The sequence below is a fragment of the Luteitalea pratensis genome (assembly GCF_001618865.1).
In the GTDB taxonomy this organism is placed as follows: Bacteria; Acidobacteriota; Vicinamibacteria; order Vicinamibacterales; family Vicinamibacteraceae; genus Luteitalea; species Luteitalea pratensis.
Genome location: NZ_CP015136.1, coordinates 329,538 through 351,732 on the forward strand (window position 1 = coordinate 329,538; position 22,195 = coordinate 351,732).

General features: G+C 68.7%; 20 protein-coding genes. 10 read left to right on the forward strand and 10 right to left on the reverse strand.

The features are described 5' to 3' along the window. Nucleotides 1-63: 63 nt before the first annotated feature. Nucleotides 64-594 (forward strand): hypothetical protein, encoded by a 531-nt coding sequence (locus tag LuPra_RS01430; protein ID WP_110169111.1) that lies wholly within the window; start codon nt 64-66, stop codon nt 592-594. A 20-nt stretch (nt 595-614) separates the two neighbouring features. Here LuPra_RS01430 and LuPra_RS31500 read toward each other — a convergent pair whose 3' ends face one another. The 10 genes from LuPra_RS31500 to LuPra_RS31505 all read right to left on the reverse strand — a co-directional run bounded on the left by LuPra_RS31500 (nt 615) and on the right by LuPra_RS31505 (nt 13,098). Beyond that, complete coding sequence (locus LuPra_RS31500; RefSeq protein ID WP_157898614.1) at nt 615-788, reverse strand: hypothetical protein; 174 nt, start codon at nt 786-788, stop codon at nt 615-617. Nucleotides 789-858: 70 nt separating this feature from the next. Beyond that, nucleotides 859-1,383 carry a dioxygenase family protein gene (locus tag LuPra_RS01435; RefSeq protein ID WP_157898615.1) on the reverse strand — a complete coding sequence of 175 codons (525 nt, stop codon included), beginning with the start codon at nt 1,381-1,383 and terminating at the stop codon, nt 859-861. Between the two features lie 96 nt (nt 1,384-1,479). Beyond that, complete coding sequence (locus LuPra_RS01440) at nt 1,480-3,072, reverse strand: carboxylesterase/lipase family protein (protein WP_157898616.1); 1,593 nt, start codon at nt 3,070-3,072, stop codon at nt 1,480-1,482. Then, complete coding sequence (locus tag LuPra_RS01445) at nt 3,069-3,929, reverse strand: sugar phosphate isomerase/epimerase family protein (RefSeq protein ID WP_110169114.1); 861 nt, start codon at nt 3,927-3,929, stop codon at nt 3,069-3,071. The genes LuPra_RS01440 and LuPra_RS01445 overlap by 4 nt, the downstream gene beginning before the upstream one ends. A gap of 78 nt (nt 3,930-4,007) precedes the next feature. Then, entirely contained in the window at nt 4,008-5,375 is a 1,368-nt protein-coding gene (locus tag LuPra_RS01450; RefSeq protein ID WP_110169115.1) for a sigma-54-dependent transcriptional regulator, read from the reverse strand. 72 nt (nt 5,376-5,447) lie between these two features. Beyond that, entirely contained in the window at nt 5,448-6,875 is a 1,428-nt protein-coding gene (locus LuPra_RS01455) for a sensor histidine kinase (protein ID WP_110169116.1), read from the reverse strand. Further along, nucleotides 6,872-7,552, reverse strand: coding sequence for a response regulator transcription factor (locus tag LuPra_RS01460; protein WP_110169117.1), 681 nt, complete (start codon nt 7,550-7,552; stop codon nt 6,872-6,874). The genes LuPra_RS01455 and LuPra_RS01460 overlap by 4 nt, the downstream gene beginning before the upstream one ends. After that, complete coding sequence (locus LuPra_RS01465) at nt 7,527-10,643, reverse strand: efflux RND transporter permease subunit (protein ID WP_157898617.1); 3,117 nt, start codon at nt 10,641-10,643, stop codon at nt 7,527-7,529. Before LuPra_RS01465 ends, LuPra_RS01460 begins: the two co-directional genes overlap by 26 nt. Further along, a complete protein-coding gene (locus LuPra_RS01470) occupies nt 10,640-11,836 on the reverse strand; it encodes an efflux RND transporter periplasmic adaptor subunit (RefSeq protein ID WP_110169119.1) in 1,197 nt (398 codons plus the stop codon). Before LuPra_RS01470 ends, LuPra_RS01465 begins: the two co-directional genes overlap by 4 nt. Then, nucleotides 11,833-13,098, reverse strand: a complete 1,266-nt coding sequence (locus LuPra_RS31505; RefSeq protein WP_234800992.1) for a TolC family protein — start codon at nt 13,096-13,098, stop codon at nt 11,833-11,835. The genes LuPra_RS01470 and LuPra_RS31505 overlap by 4 nt, the downstream gene beginning before the upstream one ends. A 62-nt stretch (nt 13,099-13,160) precedes the next feature. Here LuPra_RS31505 and LuPra_RS01485 point away from each other — a divergent pair, with 62 nt between their 5' ends. The 9 genes from LuPra_RS01485 to LuPra_RS01525 all read left to right on the forward strand — a co-directional run bounded on the left by LuPra_RS01485 (nt 13,161) and on the right by LuPra_RS01525 (nt 22,182). Next, the gene (locus LuPra_RS01485) at nt 13,161-14,363 is read left to right on the forward strand and encodes an O-antigen ligase family protein (protein WP_162271274.1); all 1,203 of its coding nucleotides are present in this window, start codon (nt 13,161-13,163) and stop codon (nt 14,361-14,363) included. 71 nt (nt 14,364-14,434) lie between these two features. Beyond that, on the forward strand, nt 14,435-15,424 hold the full coding sequence (locus LuPra_RS01490) for a hypothetical protein (protein WP_110169121.1): 990 nt from the start codon (nt 14,435-14,437) through the stop codon (nt 15,422-15,424). A gap of 285 nt (nt 15,425-15,709) precedes the next feature. Further along, entirely contained in the window at nt 15,710-16,192 is a 483-nt protein-coding gene (locus LuPra_RS01495) for a helix-turn-helix domain-containing protein (protein ID WP_157898620.1), read from the forward strand. 212 nt (nt 16,193-16,404) lie between these two features. After that, entirely contained in the window at nt 16,405-16,623 is a 219-nt protein-coding gene (locus LuPra_RS01500; RefSeq protein WP_110169123.1) for an AbrB/MazE/SpoVT family DNA-binding domain-containing protein, read from the forward strand. Nucleotides 16,624-17,058: 435 nt separating this feature from the next. After that, the gene (locus tag LuPra_RS01505; RefSeq protein ID WP_110169124.1) at nt 17,059-17,994 is read left to right on the forward strand and encodes an SRPBCC family protein; all 936 of its coding nucleotides are present in this window, start codon (nt 17,059-17,061) and stop codon (nt 17,992-17,994) included. Further along, nucleotides 17,991-19,160, forward strand: coding sequence for a zinc-dependent alcohol dehydrogenase (locus LuPra_RS01510; protein WP_110169125.1), 1,170 nt, complete (start codon nt 17,991-17,993; stop codon nt 19,158-19,160). The genes LuPra_RS01505 and LuPra_RS01510 overlap by 4 nt, the downstream gene beginning before the upstream one ends. 136 nt (nt 19,161-19,296) lie before the next feature. Then, nucleotides 19,297-20,040 carry a type 1 periplasmic-binding domain-containing protein gene (locus LuPra_RS01515; protein ID WP_157898621.1) on the forward strand — a complete coding sequence of 248 codons (744 nt, stop codon included), beginning with the start codon at nt 19,297-19,299 and terminating at the stop codon, nt 20,038-20,040. 82 nt (nt 20,041-20,122) lie between these two features. After that, nucleotides 20,123-20,572: a cupin domain-containing protein gene (locus LuPra_RS01520; protein WP_110169127.1), complete on the forward strand. Its 450-nt coding sequence runs from the start codon at nt 20,123-20,125 to the stop codon at nt 20,570-20,572. A gap of 68 nt (nt 20,573-20,640) precedes the next feature. Beyond that, the gene (locus LuPra_RS01525) at nt 20,641-22,182 is read left to right on the forward strand and encodes a Gfo/Idh/MocA family protein (protein ID WP_110169128.1); all 1,542 of its coding nucleotides are present in this window, start codon (nt 20,641-20,643) and stop codon (nt 22,180-22,182) included. Nucleotides 22,183-22,195: the final 13 nt, after the last annotated feature.

Here is a 22,195-nt window from a genome sequence, read left to right on the forward strand (position 1 = left end):
TTACCTTCGTTCGGGCGTTGATCGAAGAGAAGGCGCGGCCAATGCCGCGCGCTGGAGGTCTCCATGCCATTACTGCCGGCTGGACAGCTCTGCATTCGGCGGTTCGCCCGCACGTTCGACGGCGTCACCGAGAGCATCGCCGCCGCCCGCTACGAATGTCGTCCCTTCACGACGCAGCGACTGTCGACGTCGGTGACCTTGCGCATCACCGCCAAGGCCGAGTGCGACGATGTCGGACAACTGGTGCCGGTCACAGGACTTCGCGCCAAGGGAACGACGATTCGCCGCGCCGACGGCTTCGCGCACTTCGCGGGACGCGCGCAGATCGTCAACGCGAGCCCCGAACCGGATGTCATTCTCTTCAGCGGCACCCTGGAACTGATCGCCCGAATCGGCTCGCACGTGGGACTCGGCGAGCCGTGTGCCCCCGAGATGCACGTCGAAGGCTGGTTCACGGGTCGCGGCAACGGCGACTACGCCAACTTGTTGCTGAACGTGATCCTCGCGGGCGGCGGTGAACTGGCGACCGGCACCCACGCGTTTCCCAACGTCACCCAGAACCGCATCATCGGCACGCTTGTCACGGTGCCCTAGATCGCCGCGCGGGTACGGTGTCAGCCGCGCTTGCCGAACAGCATGTACAGCACGACGGCGGCCACGGCGATGAAGACGTACTCCCTCATGCCCAGGCCGCTGATGAACGCCTCGACGCGATAGAGGGCTGACTGGAATGCGGCCGACAAGCCGGACATGGCCCCGTACTCTCCGAGCGACTGGGCTATCAGCATGGCGCGAGATTACACGGATTGAGTTGGCCCCGGATCCGGCAGCACGTCCGGAAGGATGGCGCCGCCTGAACTATCTCAGGACGATCCGTTCCGTCACCCGTCCGTTCTCGATCGGCCGCACCGAGAAGGCCGGATTCGTCTGCATCATCGACGTGACCGACGGCTCGCCCGCGAAGACGATCTCGAACACATTCGGCGCGAGGCCTGGCGCCGACACTTCGAAGTGGATGTGCGCCGGGACCTGGCCGCCCGGGTACGCTCCTGGCTTGATGGTGTCGAACGACCACGCCCCCTGCGCATCGCTGCGGAGGAAGACCTTGAGCCTGGGATTGCGGTTGTCACTCGCCGGTTTCACGCCATAGTAGCCCTCGTGGTCGGTCTGGTAGACGTAGAGGGATGCGCCGGCGATCGGCTTCCCACCCGAGTCGACGACCAGCCCGCTGACGTGCAAAGCCTGCCCTGGTTCGCCTCGAGGCACCACGCGTCCTGTTGACGGTGCGGAGGGCGGGGCTTCGTGGATCGGCGACTGCGCCGCCGCCGAGCCGGCACACGCGCAGAGGATCACGAACGCGAGACGGATGCAGGTGCGGCGCACAAGGCCTCCTTGGCGCATGCTCTCACGAGCCTCCACCGGTCGTGCCGGCCCGCGCGTTCTTGCGGTGATGAGTGTGTGACGAGCCGCAGACGTTGACTATCGCGGTGGCGCCGTCAGCATCTGGTCGAGCGCTTCGTATCGTGCCCGGTTCGCCTCGGGAACGGCCCTGATGGTCGTGTCCAGCTCGATGAGCCGGGGCCCCATGTCCTGATTGGCGCCCGGAGCCGTCGCGGCGAGCACCGGCCAGGCCTGCAGGTCGATGCCATTGGGATTGCCCGTCCTGGCAAAGTTGGTCCAGTACTTCCCGATCGCCTCCGACAACGTGCGATCGGCCGGCGTCCAGGGCACGTTCTTGACCGTGTCCAGCGTGCCGAAGACGTACTCGATTTCGCCGGCATGGCGGGCGCCGACGTCCTCGGCGGTGACGGGGCGTCCATTGCGGACCTCACCCGGTGCCACTGGAATCTTGCGCGAGAACAGGTAGCGGTAGACAGGTGCACCGCCCGTGGCACGATGCGCCTCGATCCACTTCCAGGTGCTGTAGCTGATGAAGAGGTCGCTCGCCAGTGCCGCCGCCGATTCGAGTGCCACGGCGTCGCTGTCGGCCGGGTACACCTTCAACAGGGCATCGGCTGCGGGCCCGAACCGCTTGCGCGTCTGGTTCACGAACGACGTGGCCGTCGGCCGCTCGGTCGCGAGCAGCACGCCGCCGCGGGCCTCGTCGGCATTCCAGCCCGCGAGCAGCGGCACCTGCGCCTGCTTGCCGGCGGCAAAGGTCGCCGCGACTGGTTCGGTGAGGACGACGCCGTCGATGGCTGGCGAAAACCACGGCTGCCACTTGCTCGCGGCGGCGAGCACGTCCGCGGCAGGTTTGGCGCGCAGCGCCTCGGCCGTCGTGGCCTCGATGGACACCCCGAACTTCTCGCCATTGGCTTCGCTCGCCTCGCGCGTGGCGGCCGAGAGTGAGGGCCCGAAATGTGCGCCGCTCTCGCCGATGACCTTGTGGAACAGCCCACGGGCCTGCGGGACCACCATCAAGGCGTTGACGGCAAACGACCCTGCCGATTCGCCGAAGATGGTCACGTTGCCTGGATCGCCGCCGAACGCTGCCACGTTGTCGCGGACCCACGCCAGGGCCGCCACCATGTCGAGCAGCGCGTAGTTGCCTGAACTCCCGCGCCCGTCGTCCTTCGAGAGCGCGGGGTGCGCCAGGAAGCCGAAGACGCCGAGCCGATAGTTGATCGTGATCAAGACCACGCCGTTGCGAGCGAGTCGTACACCGTCGTGCCGCGGTTCATGTGACGCGCCAGCCTGGTAGCCACCGCCGTGGATCCACACCATCACCGGCAGCTTGGCCGACGCATCCCTGGCCGGCGTCCAGAGGTTCAGGTACAGGCAATCCTCGCTGGCCAGCCGATCGAACACGATGTCGGCAAACACCTGCGGTTGCATGCACTGCGCGCCGGACGCGTCGGCCTTGCGCACGCCGGTCCAGGGTGCGAGTGGCGCGGGCGCCTTCCAGCGCAGCGCGCCGACCGGTGGAGCGGCGTACGGCAGTCCCTTGAAGACGCGGACACGGCCCTCATCGGCCGTGACGCCCTCCACCAGGCCTGCCGTGGTCTTCACCTGCGCACCAGCTGTCCCCACGCCCATCGCGAGCATCAACCCGCACGCCGCCAGAAGCTTCACGAGGCCATTCCCTTCCACGTCGCGAGGCACTTCTCGATGGTCTCGAACGGCGTGAAGCGGCTGCCCTCCTGTTCGATCAGGTAGGTCTCGACACCGCCTACCGACTCGGCGGCTGCGCGAATCTCCTTCCACGGCACGACGCCTTCGCCAGTCAGCACCTTGTAGCCCTTGTCGGGCCCTTCGCCCGGTGCCCAGTCCTTGCAGTGGATGCTCTTGATCCGTCCCGGATTGGCCTTGATCCACGCGACCGGGTCCTGGCCGGCCTCGACGCACGTGCCGACGTCGAACTGCAGCACGAAGTCCTGCGGCGTGTGCTTCGCGATCACGTCAATCGGACGCGTCCCCTCGACGGCCTTGAACTCGGACTGGTGGTTGTGGAAGCCAGCGCGCATGCCGAGCGGCCGCAGTGTCTCGGACGCAGCGGTGAGGCGCTCCGCGACGCGCTTCCAGTCGTCGATCGTCGCTGCTTTGCCCGCACTCGCCATCACGATCAGGTTCGACCCCAGCACGACGTTCAGGTCGATCGCCTTTTTCAGGCCCTCGGGCGTGAACACGTTGGCGCTGTTGTGCGTCGACGGTGCCTTCAGGCCGACCTCGTCCAGCAACTGTCGGACCTGCTTGGCGTAGGCGGGTTCCCACTCGTAGTACGGGGAAAAGAACTCGACGCCTTCATAGCCGGTCTTGGCGACCCGGCGAACGGTGCCGAACAGGTCGGCGGCGAGTTCCTGGCGGACGGAGAACAACTCCACGCCGACCATGGGCCGGCTGGCGGCCGAGACGGCCGCGACAAACGGAGTGGCAACGGTGGCCGCAAGGAAGCGGCGACGCGACAGCGACGACTGGTCGAGCAGGGACATGGGACCTCCGGGTCGTCGCGAGTCTGACACATCGGCTTCGCGGCGAAAACGGGGTCCGGTGTCCCTGCTCGGGCCGGGCTAGCCGACGTTGGCGCCGTGGATCTCGGCGCCCGTGATCGGGACACCGAGGCGGGCCGACATCCGGTACAGGGTGCGGCGATCGATGCCGAGGGCCGCGGCCGTCCGGGTGCGGTTGCCCGCGAACCGCTGCAGGGCATACACGAGATATCGCCGCTCGAGTTCGTCGAGCGTCGGCATGTCCGAGAACGGGTGCGTCCCGGGCGAGGTGGATGCGCCGGCGTCGAGGACGATGTCGGCGGCCTCGATGACGGGGTGACGAGCGGAGGCGACGAGTCGTTCGATCACGTTTTCCAGCTCCCGGACATTGCCTGGCCAGTCCAGCTGGCGCAGGCGCGCGATGGCACCGTTCGAGATGGTCACCATCCGGCCGGCGCGCGCGCTCGCGGCGCCGGAGAAGTGCTCGACGAGCAGGGGGATGTCCTGACGGCGCTCGCGCAGCGGCGGCACGCGAATCAGGAAGACGGCCAGTCGAAAGAACAGATCCAGGCGGAACCCGTGCGCCGTGACGTCGGCCTCGGCATCGCCACAGGCGGCGGCGAGCACGCGGACGTCGACGCCCACTGCCTCTTGACCGCCCATGGGGCGCACTTCGCGCTCCTGCAGGACGCGCAAGAGCTGCGCCTGCATGGCCGCGGACATCTCGGTGATGTTGTCGAGAAACAGCGTTCCGGTCCGCGCCGCTTCGAACAGGCCGACGCGATCGTTGACCGCGGTCGGGAACGCGCCACGGACGTGGCCGAAGAGCGCCGACTCGAGGTGGAGGTCGGTCATTCCGGCGCAATTGAGGGAGAGGAAGGGCCGATCGACCCTCGGGCCATGCGCGTGGAGGGCTCGTGCGACGAGTTCCTTGCCGGTGCCGCTCTCGCCGAGGATCAGCACCGGCGCGGATCCGGGCGCGGCCTGCGACACCTGCTTGTACAGCTGCAACATGCTCGGCGATCGCCCGATCATGGTCGGCGCCCTCGTCGGCCCGTGCGCAGGCGTCGGCCTGCTCGTCGGCGGCCGCAGTGCGCGCTCCACCGTCGCCCTGAGCGTGTCGACGTCGCCCGACTTGGCAAGGTAGTCGAACGCGCCCGCCCGCAGCGCGTCGACTGCGTCGTCCAGCGAGCCGTTGCCGCTCACCACCAGCACACGCGTGACCGGCACAGCCGCCTTGCAGGCGCGCACGATGTCGAGCCCGGATACGCCCGACGCGAACACCGCCTCGGTGATCACCAGGTCCACCGGAGACACCGCGGCCTGCGCCACGACATCCTCCGCACTCGTGAGGACCCTCACCTCACGGTTGGGGGCCGCCAGCGCATGGCTGATGACAAGCGCAGCTTCGCGATCGTCGTCGACGATGAGGACGGTTTGAGTGGACACTGCTCAGCAGGGTACAGAGCGGATGGGGCAGGGTGATCACTGTCCTTGGTCTAGCTGACCAAGGTCTGAGGGTCACGGTTGGCGCTGGCCCGGGAAAACCAGTTCGAACGTGGTGCCGGCGTCACTCGAGGCTCGCACCCGGACCGAACCGCCGTGCCAGGTGGCGATGGCCCGGCTGAGTGCGAGACCGAGGCCCGCGCCGCCGGTGCGGCGGGACCGCGACGGCTCCCGCCTGTAGAAGCGGTCGAACACGCGCTCCCAATCCTCCGGCGGGATCCCGTGACCGGTGTCGGTCACCTCGAGCCGCACCCGGCCAGCCTCCCACGCATCGCCCGGCGCCGGCTCGTCGAAGCCCGTGACTCGCACGGCGCCGCCCTCCCGGTTGTACTGCACGGCATTGACGAGAACGTTCTCGATCACGCGAGCGAGCAGCCCGGGCTGGGCGTACGCGACCAGCTTTTCGAGACCTTCGTGCGCGACGGAGATGCCGCGCGCCGCCGCGTGCGGACCGACCCGTGTGCAGGCCGCATCCACCAGGTCGCAGATTGACACCTCCTGTGCGGCAAGTTCGCCGGACTGCTCTTCAGCGCGCGCAAGCAGCATCAGGTGCCCGGCGACGGTGGTCAGGCCCTCGATCTGGTCGCGCAGCCGCTGCAACGTTTCCCGGTATTCCGCCGGATCCCGCTCGCGCTTGAGCGCGACGTCGATCTCCCCGGCCATCGCGGTGAGCGGGGTCCGCAGTTCGTGCGAGGCGTCGGCGGCGAACCGGCGCGAGCCGTCGATCACCCGATGCAGACGATCCAGCATCTCGTTGAGCAGGCGCGTCATCCGGCCGATCTCGTCGTCACTGCGCGGCGGATCGAGCCGCATGTCGATGTCGCCGGTCGCGATGCGCGCGGCGCGGGTGGTGATGCGATCGATCGGCTCGAGCGCGCTCGACGCGAGCAAGAGGCCGATCCAGGCCGTGGCAGCGAGGCCCACGATCCAGACGCCGACGAGGACCCACGCCAGCCGTGCCAGCAGCGCATCCAGCTGATCCGTGAAGATGCCGATCGCGGCGACGTAGGGGGCGCTGGCGTCCCTGATCTGCGCCGTGATCACGCGGCCGCGGCGGCCGGCGATGCTGACGGTGGACATCCGGTGATCGCCTCGCAGTGTCCGTGCCAGGTGTTCCTGGTCCAGCACGCGCTCGCCGCGCAGCAGCGGCGACTCGAACACGATGCCGCCGTCGGGGGTGTAGTACTGGACGAACTTGCCCGTGAAGTCCCCGCCACCGAGTTGCTCCATCGGCAACTCGTGCAGGTGCAGGACGCCGCCGGCGTCGGTCGACGACGCGATCTCGGTCGCTGCCAGCGTGCGGAGATTCGCGTCCAGGTCGCGTTGCGCGTAGACCCGCACGCCCATGTAGACCGCCGTGTTGGCACAGGCCAGCAGCAGGCCGAACGCGATCGTCCAGCGGAGCGTCAGCCGGGCGCGGAACGACAACGGCCTGCGCATCATGCCTCGACGCGATCGAGCATGTACCCGAGGCCCCGAATCGTCCGGATCTGGTCGGCGGCGGCCGTACCGGCGAGCTTCTTGCGAAGGTAGCCGACGTACACGTCCGCGACGTTGGAGCACGGGTCGTAGTCCCCGCCCCAGACGTGCTCGGCGAGCTGGTCGCGCGACACGATGGTGCCGGCGCGTCGCATCAGGTACTCGAGCAGGCGGTACTCCGTCGCCGTGAGCGGCACCGGCGTGCCTGCCACGCGGGCCTGGTGTGCCTCCTGATCGAGCGAGAGCGCCCCGGCGGTGAGGATGGCCGACAGGCTGCGGGTGCGACCGCGCCGGGTCAATGCGCGCAGCCGCGCCACGACCTCGTCGAACGCAAAGGGCTTGACCAGGTAGTCGTCGGCGCCGGTGTCCAGGCCGTGCACGCGATCGCCGACGGCGTCGCGCGCCGTGACCATCAGGATGGGCGTGTCGACGCCCTGGGCACGCAGCCGGCGGCACACGGTGAAGCCGTCCTGGGCCGGCAGCATGACGTCCAGCAGGATGGCGTCGTAGTCGCCCGAGAGGGCCGACGCTTCGGCGGCGTCGCCGTCCTCGGCCAGGTCGACCAGGTGCTGGTCCTCGCGCAGCCCCTTCACCAGGAAGCGGCTGATGGTGGGGTCATCCTCGACGACGAGCAGTCGCATGGAAGGCCTCCTCGATCATTTCATACACAACAGGTAGCACGATCAGGGTGAGCAGGGTCGAGGTGATGACACCGCCGATCACCACCGAGGCGAGCGGCCGCTGGACCTCGGCGCCGGCGCCATGCGACACCGCCATCGGCACGAAGCCCAGGGCAGCGACGAGCGCCGTCATCAGCACGGCCTTCAGGCGGGCGCTGGCCCCCCGCAGGATCGCGTCGTGCAAGCCGTGTCCCGACGCACGCAACTGGTTCACCGCCGTGATCAGCACGACGCCGTTGAGGACGGCGACGCCGAACAGCGCGATGAACCCGATCGATGCCGAGAGGTTCAGGTTCAGCCCGCGCATCCACAGCGCGGTGATGCCGCCGACGAGGGCAAACGGCACGTTCAGGATGATCAGCGCGGCCTGGCGGACGTTTCGGAAGGTGACATACAGCAACGAGAAGATGATGGCGAGCGACAGCGGGATCACCAGCGCGAGCCGCGCCATCGCCCGTGACTGGTTCTCGAACTGCCCGCCCCAGCGCAGGTAGTACCCGGCCGGCATCTTGACGACGCCCATGCGCTGCTGCGCCTCGGCGACGAAGCTGCCGATGTCGCGGCCGCGGACGTTGCACTGCACCACGAGACGCCGCTGGCTGCCCTCGTGACTGATCGCCTCCGGCGTCTGCGACCGCGTGATCGCCGCCACGCGCCCGAGTGGCACCTTCTCGCCGCCCGGCGCCGTGATCGTCAGGCTGGCGAGCGCCTCCTCGTGAGCACGCAGGCCTTCGGGGAACTTCACCACCACGGGAATGCGTTTCGGTCCGTCGAGGACGTCGGTCGCCGCGGTGCCGCCAATCGCTGCCTCGACTACGCGTTGGACTGCCGCCACATCCAGGCCGTACCGCGCGAGCGTCTGGCGGTCGATCGCCATCTGCAACTGCGACGCGCCCGAGAAGACCTCGACCTGCAGGTCGGCGACGCCCCGCACGCGGGCGAGCACCGACTCCACGTCCGAGGCGAGGCGCTCCAGCACGGCGCTGTCCTCGCCGAACACCTTCACCGCCACGTCGGCCTTGACGCCCGACACGACTTCGTCGAGACGCATCGCCATCGGCTGCGTGAAGTTCACCGCCACGCCCGGCATCTCGCCGAGTGCGGCGGCCAGCGCCTCGATCAATCCGTCCTTGTTCCGGCCTGTCGTCCACGCGGCCTCCGGGTGGAGGTTCACGTACACGTCGCCCTGGTAGATACCCATCGCCTCGGTGGCCAGTTCCGGCCGGCCGAGCTTGGTCACCACCTGCGAGACCTCCGGAAAGCGCCGGACCAGCTGCTCGACCCGGGTCGAGATGGCCACCGATTCCTCGAGCGAGATCGACGGGAGCTTGCGGGTCTCGATCAGAATCGCGCCTTCGTCGAGGCGTGGCATGAACTCGGTGCCGATGAACCGGAGCGAGCCGATGGCGATGCCGACGACCGTCACCGCGACGGCAATCGTGCGCAACCGGTGACGCATGGCGTCAGCCAGGTGGCGCAGGTAGCGCTCGCGCAGGCGCTCGAACCACCGATCCTCGTGGTGCGTGCCGCCCATCCGCAACAGGAGCGACGAGGCCGCGGGCACGGCGGTCAGCGACAGCAGCAGCGCCCCGAAGATGGCCGAGCAGACGGTGATCGCCATCGGCCGGAACATCTTTCCTTCGAGTCCTTCGAGCGTGAAGATCGGCAGGTAGACGGCGATGATGATCAGCACGCCGAACAGGATCGGCCGGGCGACCTCCATCGCCGCCGGAGTGAAGAGGGCCAGCCGGATCCGCGAGCGCTCGGCGCGATCCCCGGGCAGGGTCGCATCGGCCTCCGCGCGCCGCCTCACGAAGTTCTCCATCATGACCACCGCGCCGTCGACGATCAGCCCGAAGTCGATGGCACCGAGCGACATCAGGTTCGCCGACACGCCGAACAGGCGCATGCCGATGAACCCGCACAGCATCGACAGCGGGATCACCGAAGCGACGATCAGCGAAGCTCGGACATCACGCAGGAAGAAGAACAGCACGGCGACGACGAGAATCGAGCCCTCGATCAGATTGCGGCGTACTGTCGCCGAGGTGCGATCGATCACGTCGGTCTGATCGTAGAAGGGCACCAGAGTCACGCCTGCCGGCAGCGATCGCTGGATCTCCTCGATGCGCAACTTCGCCCGCGCACCGACGTCGCGTCCATTCTCGCCCTTGAGCATGATCACCATGCCGGCGACGGTTTCGCCGCGTCCGTCTCGCGTCACTGCGCCCTGGCGCGGCATCGGCCCGGTGCGCACCTCGGCGACGTCGCGCACGAGCACGGGCACACCGTCCAGCGCCGTGATGACAACGGCTTCGATGTCGGCGGGGCCGGTGAGCAGGCCCACGCCGCGGACGGTCGTGCGCTCCGAACGGCGCTCGAGGAAGCCGCCGCTGAACGAGAGATTGTTGCCGGCCAGGGCGTCAATCACCTGTGCCAGGCCGACACCGTACCGCTCGAGGCGCTGCGGGTCGACGATCACGTGGAACTGCTCGGTGAGTCCGCCCCACGTGTTGATCTCGCTGACACCCGGGACGGCCCGCAGCCGGTTGCGGACCGACCAGTCGTGCAACGTCTTGCGGGTCATCACCGAGGCATCGTCGCCCTCCACCAGGTACTGGTAGATTTCGCCAAAGGCCGTCGCGACGGGTCCCAGCGTCGGCTCCGCTCCCGGCGGGATGCGGCTGCGCGCCTCGTTCACCCGCTCGGTGACGAGTTGACGCGCGAGGTACACCGGCACCGCGTCGGCGAAGACCACGGTGACCATGGAGAGCCCGAACTTCGAGATCGAGCGCACCTCTTCCGCGCCCGGTGTGCCCATCAGGGCGGTCTCGATCGGGTACGTGATGCGTTGCTCGATCTCGGGCGCTGCGAGGCCGCTCGACTGCGTCACGACGACGACCTGGTTGTTCGTGAGGTCGGGAAAGGCCTCTACCGGCAGGTCGCGCAAGGCGTACACGCCGGTAAGGGCGAGCACGGCGACGCCGCCGAGCACGAACGCACGATGTCGAAGGGCCGCTGCCGTGAAGCGTTCGACGAGGCCCAGGCTCACGATTCGCCTTCCGGGGAGGCCAGCAGCTGGGACTTGAGCAGGAATGCGCCCCGGACTACCACCCGATCCCCCACCGCCACGCCGCGGCGGATCTCGACCCGGCCGGCGCGCTCCGCGCCCGTCTCGACATCACGGGCCACGTACCGGCCATCTGCGGACGGGACGAACACGATGCGTCGTTCGCCGATGTCCTGCACGGCATCCACCGGCAGATGGATCGTCGGCGCCGCCGCCGCGCCCTCGAGCTGGACGCGCGCAAACATCCCGGGCTTCAGGCGGCCGTCGCTGTTGCCCACCTGGCACCGGACGACCACGCGCCGACTGGCCGGGTTGATGGTGTCGGAGATCTGCGTGACTGCCGCCGGGAAGCGCTCGGTCGGGTATGCCGACACCATCATCTGGACCGGCGCCCCGATCTTCACCTGCGCAAGCGCCGCCTCGTCGATCTCGGCCAGCACCCACAACGATGACGTGTCGCTGACGACGAAAAGCGGTGTCCCAGGGGTCACGGCGGTGCCGGTCGTGACCAGCTTCTCGAGCACGACGCCGCCCTGCGGCGTCCGAACCGGAATGATCTCGGCAGGACGGCCCTCGGTCGTCGATCCGGTGGGGATGCCGAGGTGCTCCAGCGACTCGCGGGCGCGTTGCACCTCGGCGTTGGCGACAGCGAGTTGCTCCACGGCACCGGCCCTCATCGAGCGGGCACGTTCGACTTCGAGCACCGATGCCGCCTTGTCGGCGAGGAGTCGTTCGGTTCGCGCGACAGTCTCGGAGGCGAAGGCGAGTTCCTGTTCGACGCGCCGGCGATCGGCGACGGCCTTCCGGTAGTCGCCCCAGCCGTCGTGCACCGCGTGGCTGTGGAGCCCGGCCAGCAGCGCCCCCGCGCGAACGCGGTCGCCGACATTGACGCGCGTGGCGTCCACGACGCCCTCCACCAGCGCGCCCACGCGCGCGGTGCGCGTGTCGTCGAGTGCGACGGTGCCGACGGCCTCGAGCGCGGCGGCCACGGGTTCTGCCTTCGCGACCTCCACCTCGATACCGGCGAGTTGCTGTGAAGACCTGGACAGCACGACCGCGTCGCGTGGCGCCGCTGGCGTCGGCGGCTCTTGCTGTGGCGCGCGCGAGCACGCCGCGCTTGCGGCCAGTGCGCACAGGGCGAGGCGCCGTCGCCAGCGGGTGTAGGCGACAGTCATGGAACGGGATCCTCTCCGAGCGCGAGGCGCGCGCGAATGCTCGCAGCCGCTGCGTCGAGTTGCAGCGCGAGTGCCTCACGCCGCGTGTCCAGGTGCACGCGGTCGGCATCGACCACGGCCAGGGCGTCACCCGTGCCCTCGCGAAATGCCGCCCGCGCCGCTCGCTGTGCGATCTCGGCTGGCGTCACGAGATCGTCGGTGACCCGTGCGGCCTGCGTCGTCAGCACGCGGGCTGCGAGCAGCGCCTGCTCGATGTCGAGGCGTGCCAGCGCGCGTGCCTGCTCGAGACCCAGGGTTGCCGCCTCGATGTCGGCTTCGGCGCGGAGGCGGGCTGGCGCGTTGCGAAGGCCGATCGGCAGGTCGATCGATACACCCGCGGTGCCGGTGTTGAAGCCGGCCGTGCGCTTGTAGCCGCCCATGGCCGCGATCGCGGTGGACCCGAGCGCACGTTCCGCAGCCGCAGCGGTGCGCCGCTCGTCCACGCGCGCGGCTGCGGCGAGGACGTCGGCGCGCCGCTCGACTGCCGCCTCGATGTCGGCGACCACCACGGGCGGCGCCGGAGGCATCCGTACGCGCTCTCCGATCGAGCCATCGGTCAGTCCGGTCAGGAAACCGAGCTTCAGCGCGTGCTGGTGTTGGTCCAGTTCGAGCCGCACGCGCGCGATCCGCGTCCGGCCGCGTTCGGCCTCCAGCTTGCGCAAGTCGCCCTCGGCGGCCACGCCTTCGCCGACGCGCCGTTCGACCAGGCGCACGACTTCGTCGAGGGCGCGCTCGTGTGCCGCCAGGAGCTCGGAGGCCTGGCGCGCCCGGACGACACCGAGGTACGTGTCGACGAGGTCGAGATCGACGACACGGCGCTCGGCATCGACCTGCCTGGCGAGGAAGTCACGCGACGACCGTGCGGCCGCGATGCGCGTCGAGCGTCGCGCACCGATGTCGAGAGGCTGCGTGAACCACACGAACCCGTCATGGTCCAGATCCTGGGGCCCGAGGTTCTCCACCGAGAGATCCACGGTCGGACTCCGCCAGGCGCGCGACGCATCGGCCACGCCCGCTTCGGCCGTCGCCCGTGTCGTTGCGGCACGGATCGCCGGCGCATGTCGTCGGGCCAACGCCAGCGCAGCATCCAGGGGCAGCGGCGGGAGGGCCGGGCTGGCGGCGTCGGGTGCGGCCGTCGGCGTGGCAGGCACCACCTGTGCGACTGCCGCAACCGGCAGGCACAGGCTCGCGCCCAGCACGGCGGGTGCCATGAGGGAGACCATCACGGCCCCCACTCTTGCAGATCGCGGTGAGACGCGTATGAGAACTGGTGAAGAATGCAACGATGCGTCCACTGTTCGGAGCCGCGTGGCTGGCGATGCTGCCGCTGGCCGTGTGGCCCGGGCTCGAACGCCCCTTCTCGCTCCCGAAGCTGATCTGGCTGGTGATCGCCACGATCGCATTGCTTCCACTGCGGTCGGTGCGCGGATCGGCATCGGCGGGCTGGCTGGCGGCCACGTGGATGCTCGGCTTCGTCGTCGCAAGCCTGGCGGCCCCACTGCCGTCGCTCGAGGCGCTGGCGCTGGGCTTGGCGGCGCCGCTGTTCGCGCTGGCCCTGACGCGGACCAGCGAGGCTCCCGTGACGCTGCTCGCCGGCCAGGTCGTGGGAGCCACGACGAGCGCCGCCGTGGCACTGGCGCAATGGGCAGGCGCCGATCCGTTCGTGGTCGCCGGCTGGCAGCCGCCCATCGACGGCGCGAGCGTCCGGATGCGCGTCTACGGCACCCTCGGCAATCCGAACTTCGTCGGCGTCCTGATGGCGATGACGCTGCCGCTGACGATCGCGGTGCTGGCGAGCACGACCTCGGCCGGTCGCCGCCGCAGTGCCTGGGCAGCGTTGGCGTTGCAGGCGGGCGCCCTGATCGCCACGGGATCGCGCGGCGCGGTGCTGGGGTTGGCCGCTGCCGTCGCGGTGTACGCCGCCCTCCGCTGGTCGCGTCGCGTACGCATCGGCCTGGCTGCCGTCGCCCTCTTTGCCGGCCTGGCGATCGTCATCTCGCCGGCGCGTCCGATCGACACGACCGCGGCCGGCCGGCTGCACCTGTGGCGCATCGTGTTGCCACGCGTGCGACAGGCCCCGTTGGTGGGGCAGGGGCCTGGTGCCGTGACGCTTCGCTTCCCGGAGTGGCAGCGCAGTGCCGCCCGCGAAGGCGTGCGCGACCGGCGGTTCGCCGGCCTGACCGACCACGTGCACAACGACTACCTGGAGACCCTGGTGGAGCGCGGGCTCCTCGGCCTGGCGTCCCTGCTGGCGCCACTCGTGGTTTTGGCGGTGCTGACCGTCAGGATGCCGCGACCCATCGCGCCGGTGCACGCCGGCGCCATCGCCGCGGTGGCCGCGGGCGCCGCGTGCGCGCTCGTCGACTTCCCGCTCGCGCGCCCGACCGAACTGGCATGGTGGTGGGTGGCGATCGCGATCGGGCTGCAGACGACGTCGAATGCCGGGTCCTCGATCGCACCGCACGCGTCACGTTTGCACGACGCCTGACCACCCTTTCCATGTGTCGATGATTCGCGCCGATGTCCGGCACGACGGCACGCAGGTCCAGGGGAGGGCAGATGGGGACGCGACGAGGCAGCCGCGCGCATGGCGCGCTGATGGTGATGGTGGCGATCGCGACGACCGGCGCCCTGGTGCGGGCCGCGGGGCTCACGACGAAGTACGACGCCGAACTGCAGCGCCTGAGTGCCGAGTGGAAGACCGCGCGGCAGGCCGAGGGCCTCGATTCCGTGCGCGGCGCGAAGGCTCTCTACGCGGCCTACCCGACGCCGGAACTGAAGCTGTGCAAGGCGGCGGTCGTCACTCCCGGCACCGCAGCGCCGATCACGTGCACGGGCACGTTCGGCACGCGAACGACGTTCCTCGTCGAACACGACCAGATCTCGCTCACGCCCGCTTCGAACACGGCTACGTCGTATGCCGCGACCGCGAGCGTGGCGGCCGACGCGATGCCGGCCTTCGTGCGCCTCTCCGCCCATGCGCCGGTGAGCGGCGCGTGGAGCCGGCGCGGCGTCCTGGTCATCGGTGCGGCTCCGAGCTTCACGTTGACCGCGAGCAACGGCTGGACGGTGGCCCTGACGCCCGAGACGCGCAAATGGACGGTCGACGACGACTCGGCGTCGCTGACCTATCGTGCCGAGTATTCGAAGCCCGGTACGCCCGCGCCCTTCGAGACGATGTCGGGGGCGTTGACGGTGTCGGCCGACGATCGCCCGGCCAACAGCTTCACCTTCAGCCTGCAGCCGGGCGGGACCGGATCGGCGATGCAGGAGTACCAGGCACTCGTGTCGAAGATGGCCGATCCTGCCGCCTTCGCGAAGATGTCCGACAAGGAGCGCGCTGCCTTCGAGAAGAAGATGGAGGACGTCGGCGACCGCATGACCAAGGAGATGGAAGCGATGACCGCCAATCCCGCGGCGATGATGGAGAAGCAGGCGCAGTTCGGGTGCGGTGCGATCACGCTGACGATCGACGGCACTCAGGCCTCCGGCAGCGTGTCATGCGGACAGAAGGTCGGCTCGCTCACGCTCGAGGGCAAACGCAAGTAACCGAAGTTAGGATGCCCACGGAAGCGCGGCAATTGGGCGCATTAAGTCTGCCTGTAGCGTAACCAAGTAACACCTCTCAAGTGATATCCGGAACAAGCCGAGACCGGGTGCAATTTTCTTGCACCAAGCTCGGCTTTTTGCGTTATGACACAGCATCATCGTCGTCACACCGCCGAACCTTCGTGTGAGCGATGCCATGCGCTGCATGCACTGCGGAGTGGTGGTGTCCCGGCCACCGTCTCACAGATCGCTCGAGTGCCAGCGCGCAGGGAGGGAGCCACTACCGTGTCCGTTTTACCGAGAGTGCCCATCGTCCTGAGTGAGTACCAGCGCGAGCAGTTGATTCGCTGGGTGTCCGCGCCCGGGACGCCCGCACGCGTCGTCCGACGCAGCCGGATCATCCTGCAGCTCGCGTCCGGGTACTCGGTGCATCGCGCATCGCAAGTGCTGTCGATCAGTGAGCCGACGATCAGGTTGTGGCGTGACCGGTTCCGGTTCGGCGGCCTCGACGCCCTCACCACGGACGCGCCGCGTCCAGGTCGTCCTCGGCGGGCCCGCGGCGAGGCCAGCACGAAGGTGAGCGAATGCCTGGCCGCCATGCCGCAGGGGACCCATCTCAGCGTCCGGGCGCTGGCTCGTGAGACCGGCCTCGGCAGACACCTGGTGCAACAGATCCTGATCGACATGGAACTGCTGCCCAGGGCCGTTCGCTCGAGACCGTCCCCGTCCGCCACGCCTGCGTCCGCCCCGCGGTCCGATCACTCCTGAGGCGTCGCCACTCGCCCGCTTGGGGGTGGGCACCAGAACCAGTAGCGGCTCGCATTGAGGGCGCGAGCAAGACGGCATCCCTCTCACTCGTAAGCCGGCGACGACTGTTTCGGCAGGCCCGTCCGGGTGCGCTCGATCCGGTCGTGACGTCCCGCCGGGGCGCTCGCCAGCCGGGCGTTTGACCTGCAGCACGCGATGCCCGATCGTGGCGCATGGTCACTTCCGTGATGCGAGTTGGTGAAACGGTGGCGATTACCCTGGACGAGCTGCTGCTCGAACTGTCGGGGCTCAAGGTCGGCGATGCGGTGCGCGTCCAATGGAGCGAGGACGGCACGCTCGTGGTGACCCCGCTCGGTCGACCGGCCACGAAGCAGGAACTCGCCGCGAGCATCCGGCGCGTGTCGAGCAGCGTCGACGACCCCACGCACTGATGACCTGAGCGCCGCATCGTGCGCCCGATAGCCACGGACTCCAATGACTCTCGTAGGCGCCGGACTCCAACGATATTCGCGCCTACGGCCTAGGGCCTACAGCCTACCTGGAGCGGATATTGTGACTACCAGTGGCGCAGGCGCCATGGATCACTTGTCCGGCGCGCTGCCCGCGGGACGACTTGTCCGCTGTAGCCTCGGCGACGTGTCCGCCGTAGCCTTGGGCGAAGGCGGAAGTCCCGCGGCTACACCCCACCGATTCGCGCCGGCCAATCCGAATCTCGGCAGCATGACCCCGCCGACGCTGTGAATGCATTTCCAGCATGCTCGGCATTGCGGCATTCCGGCATTTCCCCAACGGCCTGTCGCTTGCAGCGTTGATCGCGGGTGCCGCGTGCGGGTGGGCCGCATCCCGAGCGCCCGTGGAGCAGACCCATGCACACGTACGCGCAGGCGCGCCCTTCGCACGAGCGACTGGCCGCCGGCCTCGGTTGGTTCAGCCTGGCCCTCGGCACCGCGGAACTCGCCGCCCCTCGGGCGATGGCGCGGCTCATCGGCATTCCTGACGACCCTCGCCTGGTGAACGTCGTGCGGGCCTTCGGGGCCCGCGAGCTCGCCAGCGGGCTCGGCCTGCTGGCGCAGCCCGATCACGCGGAGTGGGCATGGTCACGCGTTGGCGGCGACGCCGTCGACCTCGCCTTCCTCGGATCGGCCGCCAACGAGGACTCGGCGAACCGCCAGCGGGTGGCCCTTGCCGCCGCGGCCGTCGCCGCCGTCATCGCCCTCGATGTCATCTGCGCGCGCGGCTTGCAGGAGGAGCGCGCCGGGCGCCGCGCCGCCGGCGGGCACATCGAGGACGAGGTCAGCATCGAGCGGGCGATCACCGTCACGCGGCCGATCGAGGAGGTGTTTGCCTTCTGGCGGGGCTACGCGAACCTGCCGCGATTCATGCGTCACCTGACGTCGGTCGAGACACTCGGCGAGAACCGCACGCGCTGGACCGCAACCGGCCCGGCGGGAGTGGCGGTGTCATGGGACGCCGAGACGACAGTCGAGCGCGAAAACGAATGGATCGCCTGGCGCTCGCTCGAGAACGCCGACGTCTGCCATCACGGCTCGGTGCGTTTCCGGCAGGCGCCTGGGCAACGAGGCACCGAGGTGCACGTGCACCTGCAGTATCGGCCGCCGGCCGGCCGGCTCGGCCGTGGCATTGCGTGGCTGTTCGGAGAGGAGCCGGGGCAGCAGATCAAGGAGGATCTGCGCCGGTTCAAGCAACTGCTCGAGACGGGGGAAATACCACTTGCCGCAGCGGGAGGCGTCTCACCCGAGCTGGTCGGAGCGGGCGCGCGCCGCGACGGAGGTGACGCATGAGAGCCGCCTGCTGGCACGGACGCCAGGACATCCACGTCGACCGGGTTCCGGATCCCACGATCCTGAACCCGCGCGACGCGATCATCCGCATCACGCGGACAGCGATTTGCGGATCCGACCTCCACCTCTACAACGGCTTCATTCCATCGATGAAGAAGGGCGACATCGTCGGCCACGAGTTCATGGGGGAAGTCGTCGAGACCGGCGCGAGCGTGTCGAACCTGCGCAAGGGCGACCGCGTGGTCGTGCCGTTTCCCATCGCCTGCGGCCATTGCGAGCCGTGCAGCCGCGAGCTGTATTCGCTCTGCGAGAACTCCAACCCGAACGCGTGGATGGGCGAGCAGATGTTTGGCTACACACCCTGCGGCATCTTCGGGTACTCACACATCATGGGCGGATATCCGGGCGGACAGGCCGAGTACGCGCGGGTGCCATTTGCCGACGTCGGCCCGCTCAAGGTGCCTGACCAACTCAGCGACGAGCAGGTGCTGTTCCTCTCCGACATCTTCCCCACGGGCTTCATGGCCGCGGAGGCCTGCGGCATCCGTCACGGCGACGTCGTCGCGGTCTGGGGCTGTGGCCCGGTCGGGCAGTTCGCCATCAAGAGTGCGTACATGCTCGGCGCGGCGAAGGTGATCGCGATCGATCGATTTCCCTATCGCCTCCGGATCGCCGCGTCACAAGGGGGCGCCGAGACGATCAATTACGAGCAGGTCTCGGTGTCGGAGGCGCTGCGGGAGATGACCGCGGGACGCGGACCCGACCACTGTATCGACGCTGTCGGTCTCGAAGGGCACGCCCCTGGACTCAAGGGCGCCTACGACAAGGCCAAGACGCTCATGATGCTCGAGAGCGACCGGCCGGTGGCGCTCCGGGAGGCCATCATGAACTGCCGCAGCGGCGGCACCATCTCGGTCGCGGGCGTCTACGGCGGATTCATCGACAAGTTCCCCATGGGCGCGGTCGTGAACCGGGCCCTCACCATCAGGTCCGGCCAGACTCACGTGCATCGCTACATGCGCCCATTGCTCGAACGCATCAGGTCCGGGGAGATCGATCCCTCGTTCATCATCACGCATCGTCTGTCGCTCGACGACGTGTCCGAGGGGTACAGCACGTTCTCGCTCAAGGAAGACGAGTGCCTGAAGGTGGTGATGACACCCTGAGCCTCGGCCGTCGGGATGCAAAACGTCGTGTCTCGAAAACGAACAGCAGAGCCGGGATTACGCGAGCGTTGGCGGATTTCGCGGCCTGAACTGACTCGGAGCGGCAGCTGCGCCGTTGGCAAAGAAGCTGCAGAGCATGGGATCGATGAAGCGGCGCGCCTACCTGCGGACCGTGAGTCTGGCCGTTCCCGGTTTTCTCCTGACGGGCTGGGCACCGGCGCGTCCATCCGTGCGTGCCATTCACCTGGTGATCCACGACGGCGCGGACGGCGCCGACGCCGAGTCGTTGCGGGCCGGTGTCGACATGGGCCTCGACGAAGTGGCGCAGAACGCACGGCTGCTGGACGTCCCCTTGTTCGTGCAGCGCGCCGGCGAGGACACGCGCGTCGTGCCCTGCAGTGACCACGCCGTGCACCTTGTCGCCGTCACCGAGGACGACCGCCATCCAGCCGACGGGGCGACGCCCTGCGGGCCGCGCATCTACACCAGCCCGCTGCGCGAGTGGCGCCCGGACGCCTGGTCGGTGGCATCCCCCCTGCCTTCGTTGCGGCGGCCCCAGGAGATTCGCCTCGACTGGCACCCGACGCTGGACACGCCCGCGGCGGCGCAGCTCAACGGGCGATTCCTCCGGCGCACCGGCCGGCCGATGGATGCGGCTGCGTGGCGGGGCTGGATGGCAGCGAAAGTGGCGTTCGAGGTGGCGCTGCGGTTCGAGGCAGGCGAGGACGATCTGCTGGCGTTGCAATTCGACGGACACAAGGGCCAACCGCTCCGGTTTTCCGAGGACGGTCACCTCGTGCAGCCCACCTGTCGCATGGTGGGCGGACGCGCCGCGCTGGCGGCTCCCGTCGACCACGATCTGCTCATGGACGCCGACTGACCGGGGTCGACCCTTACCTGCACTACACTGACCTTCTTCGGGACAGCGATAGCAGGCACCCGCCTGCCTTCGGAGGATGGTCATGCGGCACACATCTGTGGCAGTGGCTCTGGGACTCGGCATCGCCATCGGGGCTGCGGGTGCGACGGTGGCGCGCGGCGTCGACGACGACGTGATGGGTTCGCGGGCGGTGGACTGGAAGGACATGACCGTGCGGCCGACGAAGGTCGGCGAGTCCCGCCAGGTCTTCCAGAACCGGACCGCCACCCTCGACGAGCTCGAACTGCACATCACGACGCTGCAACCCGGACAGACACCGCACCCGCCGCACCAGCATCCGGACGAGGAAGTGCTGATCGTTCGCGAAGGTACGGTCGAGACCTTCCTTGGTGACCGCACGCAGGTGGTCGGGCCGGGCTCGGTCATTTTCCAGGCCGCCAACCAGTTGCACTCCATCCGCAATGTCGGGACCGTGCCCGCCACCTACCACGTGATCAAGTGGAATTCGCCAGGCATGAAGCCGAAGAAGTAATGCCTCATGCGTCATGCCTGATGCCTGATGCCCAAGGCCTCATGTCGGATGTGAAGGAGCCTCGACCCATGAGCGACACTCGTACCCCCCAACCATCGGGACTGCCGCGCCGTGACTTCGTACGCAGCGTCAGCCTCGCCGCGGCCGGCTTCACCATCGTCCCGCGCCACGTGCTCGGCAAGGGCCAGACCGCGCCGAGCGACCTGGTCAACGTCGCCGGCATCGGCGTCGGGGGCATGGGCAGATCGAACATGACCGCGCTTGCCAGTCAGAACATCGTCGCGTTGTGCGACGTGGACTGGAGCTACGCGTCGAAGGGTTTCGATGGCATTCCGCAGCAGGTCACGGCGGCGGAGAAGCGCCTGGCCGAAGCGAGTCCCGCGCCGACGCCGGAGCAGCGGATGCGTGCCCAGAACCAGATCGCCAGCATGAAGATGCTCGGCGAGAAGGTCGGCAAGGCGACGCGGTTCGTCGACTACCGCGAGATGCTCGAGAAGCAGAAGGACATCGACGCCGTGGTGATCGCGACGCCCGATCACACGCACGCGATGATTGCGACTGCGGCCATGAGCCTCGGCAAGCACGTGTACGTGCAGAAGCCGCTCGCGTGGTCGGTGGAGGAATGCCGCGCCCTCGCGAAGAAGGCCGCGGACAACCCCAAGATCGTCACGCAGATGGGCAACCAGGGCCACTCGACCGACGATGCGCGGCTGGTGAACGAGTACATCCAGTCGGGCACGATCGGCGACGTGCGAGAGGTGCACATCTGGACCAATCGCCCATACGCGTACTGGCCACAGGGGATCCCGAGACCGGCTCCTGCCAAGTCCTCGAGCGAGCCGCAGCGGTGGAACCTCGGCGGCGTGATGGACATTCTGGCCGCGGGGATGGAGGCGACACCGCATCCGATGCCCGACAAGCTGGCGTGGGATCTGTTCCTCGGCCCGGCGCCGCTCATCGACTATCACCCGGTGTATCACCCGTTCAACTGGCGCGGCTGGACGGACTGGGGCGTCGGCGCGATCGGCGACATGGGCGCCCACCTCATCGACCACGCGTACTGGTCGCTGGAGCTCGGTTATCCCACCACGATCGAGACGCTGTCCACGCCGTACAACCGCGCGAGCTACCCGGCGGCCACGACGACCTACTACGACTTCCCGGCGCGGGGAGCCAAGCCGGGCGTCAAGCTGACGTGGTACGACGGTGGACTGCTACCGGCCAAGCCCGATGAACTGGGCGCCGAGGAAGTGGACAAGGGCGGTGGCGTGCTCTACGTCGGCAGCAAGGGCAAGCTGATTCACGAGACATACGGCGCGAAGCCGCGCCTGCTCGGCGCTGCCGCCAACGCCCCGAAGCCGCCGCAGACGTTCAAGCGGATCCCGACGTCGCACGAAATGAACTGGATCGACACGATTCGCGGCCGCCAGGAGGCCTCCTCGCCGTTCTCCTACGCCGCCAGGTTGACCGAGGTGATGGTGCTCGGCGTCGTCGCGCTCAATGCCGGCAAGAAGATCCAGTACGACGCGGCGAACCTGAAGATCGTCAATGCTCCCGAGGCGGAACAGTACCTGCACCGGCAGTGGCGGCAGGGCTGGTCATTGTCGTAAGGGCCGCGACGAA

Excerpts from the sequence above, each read along its gene's own strand:
- LuPra_RS01430 (WP_110169111.1), top strand. The coding sequence starts at position 64 with ATGCCATTACTGCCGGCTGGACAGCTCTGCATTCGGCGGTTCGCCCGC.
- LuPra_RS31500 (WP_157898614.1), bottom strand. The coding sequence starts at position 788 with ATGCTGATAGCCCAGTCGCTCGGAGAGTACGGGGCCATGTCCGGCTTG.
- LuPra_RS01445 (WP_110169114.1), bottom strand. The coding sequence starts at position 3,929 with ATGTCCCTGCTCGACCAGTCGTCGCTGTCGCGTCGCCGCTTCCTTGCG.
- LuPra_RS01455 (WP_110169116.1), bottom strand. The coding sequence starts at position 6,875 with ATGATGCGCAGGCCGTTGTCGTTCCGCGCCCGGCTGACGCTCCGCTGG.
- LuPra_RS01460 (WP_110169117.1), bottom strand. The coding sequence starts at position 7,552 with ATGCGACTGCTCGTCGTCGAGGATGACCCCACCATCAGCCGCTTCCTG.
- LuPra_RS01470 (WP_110169119.1), bottom strand. The coding sequence starts at position 11,836 with ATGACTGTCGCCTACACCCGCTGGCGACGGCGCCTCGCCCTGTGCGCA.
- LuPra_RS31505 (WP_234800992.1), bottom strand. The coding sequence starts at position 13,098 with ATGGTCTCCCTCATGGCACCCGCCGTGCTGGGCGCGAGCCTGTGCCTG.
- LuPra_RS01485 (WP_162271274.1), top strand. The coding sequence starts at position 13,161 with ATGCGTCCACTGTTCGGAGCCGCGTGGCTGGCGATGCTGCCGCTGGCC.
- LuPra_RS01490 (WP_110169121.1), top strand. The coding sequence starts at position 14,435 with ATGGGGACGCGACGAGGCAGCCGCGCGCATGGCGCGCTGATGGTGATG.
- LuPra_RS01500 (WP_110169123.1), top strand. The coding sequence starts at position 16,405 with ATGGTCACTTCCGTGATGCGAGTTGGTGAAACGGTGGCGATTACCCTG.
- LuPra_RS01505 (WP_110169124.1), top strand. The coding sequence starts at position 17,059 with ATGCACACGTACGCGCAGGCGCGCCCTTCGCACGAGCGACTGGCCGCC.
- LuPra_RS01510 (WP_110169125.1), top strand. The coding sequence starts at position 17,991 with ATGAGAGCCGCCTGCTGGCACGGACGCCAGGACATCCACGTCGACCGG.
- LuPra_RS01515 (WP_157898621.1), top strand. The coding sequence starts at position 19,297 with ATGGGATCGATGAAGCGGCGCGCCTACCTGCGGACCGTGAGTCTGGCC.
- LuPra_RS01520 (WP_110169127.1), top strand. The coding sequence starts at position 20,123 with ATGCGGCACACATCTGTGGCAGTGGCTCTGGGACTCGGCATCGCCATC.
- LuPra_RS01525 (WP_110169128.1), top strand. The coding sequence starts at position 20,641 with ATGAGCGACACTCGTACCCCCCAACCATCGGGACTGCCGCGCCGTGAC.